General features: G+C 67.9%; 5 protein-coding genes. 3 read left to right on the forward strand and 2 right to left on the reverse strand.

Annotated features, from left to right (window positions below; translation table 11 throughout):
* The 3 genes from A5646_RS13345 to A5646_RS13355 form a co-directional block, all read left to right on the forward strand.
* A partial coding sequence (locus A5646_RS13345) for an FAD-linked oxidase C-terminal domain-containing protein (RefSeq protein ID WP_304441920.1) occupies positions 1-344 on the forward strand: 344 nt, incomplete at its 5' end.
* Between the two features lie 115 nt (positions 345-459).
* Positions 460-1,701, forward strand: a complete 1,242-nt coding sequence (locus A5646_RS13350; RefSeq protein ID WP_197505186.1) for a cytochrome P450 — start codon at positions 460-462, stop codon at positions 1,699-1,701.
* Entirely contained in the window at positions 1,701-2,282 is a 582-nt protein-coding gene (locus tag A5646_RS13355) for a TetR/AcrR family transcriptional regulator (RefSeq protein WP_066880334.1), read from the forward strand. Before A5646_RS13350 ends, A5646_RS13355 begins: the two co-directional genes overlap by 1 nt.
* 9 nt (positions 2,283-2,291) lie before the next feature.
* Here A5646_RS13355 and A5646_RS13360 read toward each other — a convergent pair whose 3' ends face one another.
* Positions 2,292-3,434: an acyltransferase gene (locus A5646_RS13360; protein ID WP_066863902.1), complete on the reverse strand. Its 1,143-nt coding sequence runs from the start codon at positions 3,432-3,434 to the stop codon at positions 2,292-2,294.
* Positions 3,431-5,131, reverse strand: coding sequence for a DEAD/DEAH box helicase (locus tag A5646_RS13365; protein ID WP_066863900.1), 1,701 nt, complete (start codon positions 5,129-5,131; stop codon positions 3,431-3,433). The genes A5646_RS13360 and A5646_RS13365 overlap by 4 nt, the downstream gene beginning before the upstream one ends.
* Positions 5,132-5,155: the final 24 nt, after the last annotated feature.

Genomic DNA, 5,155 nt, shown 5'->3' on the forward strand with positions numbered 1-5,155 from the left:
CGCTGCCGGCGCTGGGCCGCCTGGTGACCGGGATCGCGCGCATCGCCGCCGAACGCGACCTGATGATCTCGGTGATCGCGCACGCCGGCGACGGCAACACCCACCCGCTGATCGTCTACGACCCCGCCGACGCCGACATGACCGAACGCGCGCACCTGGCGTTCGGCGAGATCATGGATCTCGCCGTCGGCCTGGGCGGCACCATCACCGGCGAGCACGGCGTCGGCCGGTTGAAGCGGCCCTGGCTGGCCGGCTATCTGGGCCCCGACGTGATGGACCTCAACCGGCGCATCAAGCAGGCGCTGGATCCGCAGGGCATTTTGAACCCGGGCGCGGCTATCTAGGCCTTTGCTCTCGAGTGCCCGGCCAGCCGGGCGCTCGGTGGTGGGCGCCCGGCCAGCGGGGCGCCCGGCGTGCGGCAGGGTTGACATATCGTCACGACTGTCGTACGAATGAGACATGGCTGCTGTTATGTCTCACGAAGCGCCGGTCGCTTTCCAGCTGGCCACCGCCGACACCTGGCCCAACCCGTGGCCGATGTACCGCGCGCTGCGCGACCACGACCCGGTGCACCACGTCGTGCCGGCCAACCACCCCGAGCATGACTACTACGTGCTCTCCCGGCACGCCGACGTGTGGGCCGCGGCCCGCGACCACGAAACCTTCTCCTCCGCCAAGGGTCTGACCGTCAACTATGACGACCTGGAACTGATTGGGCTGCAGGACAATCCACCGTTCGTGATGCAGGATCCCCCGGTACACACGCAGTTCCGCAAGCTGGTGTCGCGGGGCTTCACCCCGCGGCAGGTGGAGGCGGTGGAGCCCAAGGTCACCGAGTTCGTCGTCGAGCGCATCGAGGGGTTGCGTTCGGCCGGCGGCGGCGACATCGTCGCGGAGCTGTTCAAGCCGCTGCCGTCGATGGTGGTCGCCCACTATCTCGGTGTGCCCGAGGAGGATTGGGCCCAGTTCGACGGCTGGACCCAGGCCATCGTCGCGGCCAACACCGCCGAAGGCGGCGTCGCCGGCGCCCTGGAGACCGTCGGCGATGCCGTCGGGTCGATGATGGCCTACTTCACCGGGTTGATCGAACGGCGCCGGACCGAACCCGAGGACGACACCATCTCGCACCTGGTGGCCGCCGGGGTCGGTGCCAACGGTGACATCGCCGGCACCCTGTCGATCCTGGCGTTCACGTTCACCATGGTCACCGGCGGCAACGACACCGTCACCGGCATGCTCGGCGGTTCGATGCCGCTGCTGCACGAACGACCCGACCAGCGTCAGCTGCTGGTGGACGACCCCGACCGCATTCCCGATGCCGTCGAGGAACTGCTGCGGATGACCTCACCGGTGCAGGGCCTGGCCCGCACGGTCACCCGGGACGTGACCGTCGGCGAGACCACCATTCCGGCCGGGCGCAGGGTGCTGTTGCTCTACGGCTCGGCCAACCGCGACGAACGCCAATACGGCTCGGACGCAGGCGAACTCGACGTCACCCGCTGCCCCCGCAACATCCTGACGTTCAGCCACGGCGCACACCATTGTCTGGGCGCCGCCGCCGCGCGGATGCAATCGCGCGTCGCACTGACCGAACTCCTGACCCGGTGCCCGGACTTCGAGGTGGACGAATCCGGCATCGTCTGGGCCGGCGGCAGCTACGTCCGGCGCCCGCTGTCGGTGCCGATCCGGACGACGTCCTGATGGCAGGCAACGACTGGCTGGGCACGCACCGGACCGAGGCGGCCGCCGACCGGATCCTCGACGCCGCCGAGCGGCTCTACACCCAGCGCGATTCCGACTCGATCGGCATGAACGAAATCGCCCGCGCCGCAGGCTGTTCCCGCGCGACGCTGTACCGGTATTTCGAGAACCGCGAGGCGCTGCGAACCGCCTACGTCCACCGCGAAACCCACCGGCTGGGCCGCGAGATCATCGCGCGCACCGGCGACATCGAGGACCCACGCGAACGGCTGGTCGCGAGCATCCTCGTCACGCTGGCGATGGTTCGCGAAAGCCCGGCGCTGGCATCCTGGTTTGCCACCACCCGCCCGCCGGTAGGTGGCGAACTGGCCGGACAGTCCGACGTCATCGCGGCGTTGGCGGTGGCATTCCTGCAATCGCTGGGACCCGACGATCCCGCCGTCATCGAACGCCGCGGCCGCTGGATGGTGCGGGTGATCGTTTCGCTGCTGACCCACCCGGGCCGTGACGAAGCCGAGGAGCGGGCGATGATCGAGGAATTCGTCGTCCCGATCGTGACGCCGGTGTCCGCCCGCGACTAGCCGGCGTGGTCACTCCCGCACGCGGGTGAACCGGTGCAGCAGCCACGCCAGCGGGATCGTCACCACCAGCGTCGCGACGTACAGGTACAGCATCGGGCCGGTGTAGACCCGCGCGCCGACGATGTAATCCATCGCGAATTCCATGGTGATCAAGTGGATCAGGAAGATCTCGTAGGAGATCTCCCCCAGCCACACCATCGGGCGGCTGGCCAGTACCCGCGAATACCAACCATGGTCGTCGCCCAGGGCCAGCGGTGCCACCGCGAGCGCGGCGATGACGGCGTAGAAGCACGTCTTGAACAACGCCTCGCTCAGCGTCGCCGGGGAGGTCGTGGGCGCGCCGGCGATGGGCGTGGACACGATGAAATAGCAGATGACCGCCAGCGGTATGGCCACGAACCCGTAGCCGCGCACCCCCATCTCCTGCAGCACGGTCAGCATCATGCCGGCGAGGAACCACGCCAGATAGGTGGGCAGCCACAGCCGTGCCCCGTCGGGAAACCAGTGATCGGTGTGCACCAGCACCAGCCAGGCCGGGCTGATCAACAGCATCCCCGCCAGCGCGCCGAGCACCAACTTCGGCTGCCATTGTCGCCGGCAGATCACCACCAGCAGCAGGTAGGCCAGCAGCGGCAGGATGACGTAGAACGATCCCTCCACCGCAAGGCTCCACATCTGGGTCAGCCCCTGGTGCAGGTACTTGCCGAGGTAGCCGTTGCAGTAGATCTGCGTCAGCGTCAGGTTGCGCGCCAGGCCCAGCCAGCTGTGGCCGGGGTTGGGCCCGGCATTGCGGAAGTGGTAGAGGACGTAGGCGAACAACACCGTGACGACGTAGGCGGGCATGATGCGCCGAACCCGGTGCCACGCATAGCGACTCAGCGACGGCGAACGACCGCCTTTCGCCGCCGCCTTCACCCACGGGCGGAACAACAGGTAGCCGGAGAGCACGAAGAAGATCGGTACCCCGATCTCCATCCGGGAACCGACCAGGCCCCAATAGCCGTGCGTGTACTTACCGGTGGTGTAGGCCGCGTGGGTGCCGACGACGAGGAGCGCGGCGACCGCGCGGATCCCGGTCAGCGAGGCGACCCGGTCGACGCGAGAGGTCTGCTCGAGGCCGCCCTGGGCGTCTTGTTCTTCGGACAGCGTCATCCGCCGTGTTTCCTGCGCGGCTTCCCACCGTCTTGGCTGCGGGGCCTGGCGGACGACCGCTCCGGTTGCAAGTTGATCAATACCCCCGAAATGCGGGTGTGCTCAAGGCGTTTGAAGATCGACTTGGGCAACTTGGCCGGCAATTCCACCAGGGAGAAATCCGGCCCGATCGCGATGTGGCCGAAATCGCTGCGATGCAGCCCGCCCTCGTTGGCGATGGCGCCGACGATCGCACCCGGGCCGATCTTGTGCCGCTTACCCACCGCGATGCGATAGGTGGCGAAGGGCTTTGCGTTCCTTGGCCTTTCGGGGCGGTCGCGACGTTCGGTGCGCCGCTCGCGCCGCTCCGGCGGCGGTTCGGGCGCCATCAGGAATTCCTCGCCGTCGCGGGATTGCAGCGCCAGCGCGGCGGCGATGTCGGCCATCGGGGTGTCGTGCTCGCGCTCGTAGTCTTCGACCAGCTTGCGGAACAGGTCGATCCCCGGAGAACCGAGCGCGGTGGTGATGGAGTCGGCGAACTTGGCCACCCGCTGGGCGTTGACGTCTTCGACGGTGGGCAATTCGGCTTCGGTGAGCGTTTGGCGCGTGGCCTTTTCGATCGCCTTGAGCAGGTGACGCTCGCGCGGGGAGACGAACAGCAGCGCGGTTCCCGAGCGGCCGGCCCGGCCGGTGCGCCCGATCCGGTGCACATAAGACTCGGTGTCATGCGGGATGTCGTAGTTGAGCACGTGCGATATCCGCTCCACGTCCAGCCCGCGCGCGGCCACGTCGGTGGCGACCAGGATGTCGATGCTGCCGTCCTTCAGGGCGGCCACGGTTCGCTCACGCTGGCCCTGCGGGATGTCCCCGTTGATGGCTGCGGCCGAAAAGCCTCGGGCCCGCAGCCTTTCGGCGACCTCCTCGGTGGCCTGTTTGGTTCGGACGAAGATGATCATCGCCTCGAACGGTTCGACTTCCAGCACCCGCGTCAGCGCATCCATCTTGCGGGGGCCGGCGACCTGGATGTAGCGCTGCGAAATGTTCTCGGCGGTAGCGGTTTTCGCTTTGGTGCTGACCTCGAGCGGATCGTGCAGGTACTTGGTGGTGATCTTGCGGATCGCCGGCGGCATGGTCGCGGAGAACAGCGCCACCTGCTTGTATTCCGGGGTTTCGGACAGGATGCGGTCGACTTCTTCGGCGAAGCCCATGGTGAGCATCTCGTCGGCCTCGTCGAGCACCAGGTAGTCGACGTGGGACAGGTCCAGGGTGCCGCGCTCGAGGTGGTCGATCACCCGGCCCGGTGTGCCGACCACCACGTGGGCGCCGCGGCGGAGCCCGGCCAGCTGCACGCCGTAGGACGAGCCGCCATAGATCGGCAGCACGTTGATCTTGGGCAGGTGGGCCCCGTACCGGCTGAACGCCTCGGCCACCTGCAGGGCGAGTTCGCGGGTCGGGGCGAGCACCAGCGCCTGGGTGGCGGTGCTGGTGACGTCGATCTTGGACAGGATCGGGATCGCGAACGCGGCGGTCTTGCCGGTGCCGGTCTGGGCCAGCCCGACGACATCGGAGCCGGCCATCAGCGCCGGGATGGTCGCGGCCTGGATGCCGGTGGGCGATTCGTAGCCGACGTCGGCGATCGCCCGCAGGACCGAGGGATTGATCTGCAGGTCGGCAAACGTCGGTGAGGCAGCTTCAGTCGAGCTGTCCGGGAGGGTCATCGTCCAAGGAGTCTAGTGGTGACC

The sequence above is a fragment of the Mycobacterium sp. 1245499.0 genome (assembly GCF_001673615.1).
In the GTDB taxonomy this organism is placed as follows: domain Bacteria; phylum Actinomycetota; class Actinomycetes; order Mycobacteriales; family Mycobacteriaceae; genus Mycobacterium; species Mycobacterium europaeum_A.

Bases quoted from the DNA above. Each gene is read 5' to 3' on its own strand.
- A5646_RS13350 (WP_197505186.1), top strand. From the start codon at position 460: ATGGCTGCTGTTATGTCTCACGAAGCGCCGGTCGCTTTCCAGCTGGCC.
- A5646_RS13355 (WP_066880334.1), top strand. From the start codon at position 1,701: ATGGCAGGCAACGACTGGCTGGGCACGCACCGGACCGAGGCGGCCGCC.
- A5646_RS13360 (WP_066863902.1), bottom strand. From the start codon at position 3,434: ATGACGCTGTCCGAAGAACAAGACGCCCAGGGCGGCCTCGAGCAGACC.
- A5646_RS13365 (WP_066863900.1), bottom strand. From the start codon at position 5,131: ATGACCCTCCCGGACAGCTCGACTGAAGCTGCCTCACCGACGTTTGCC.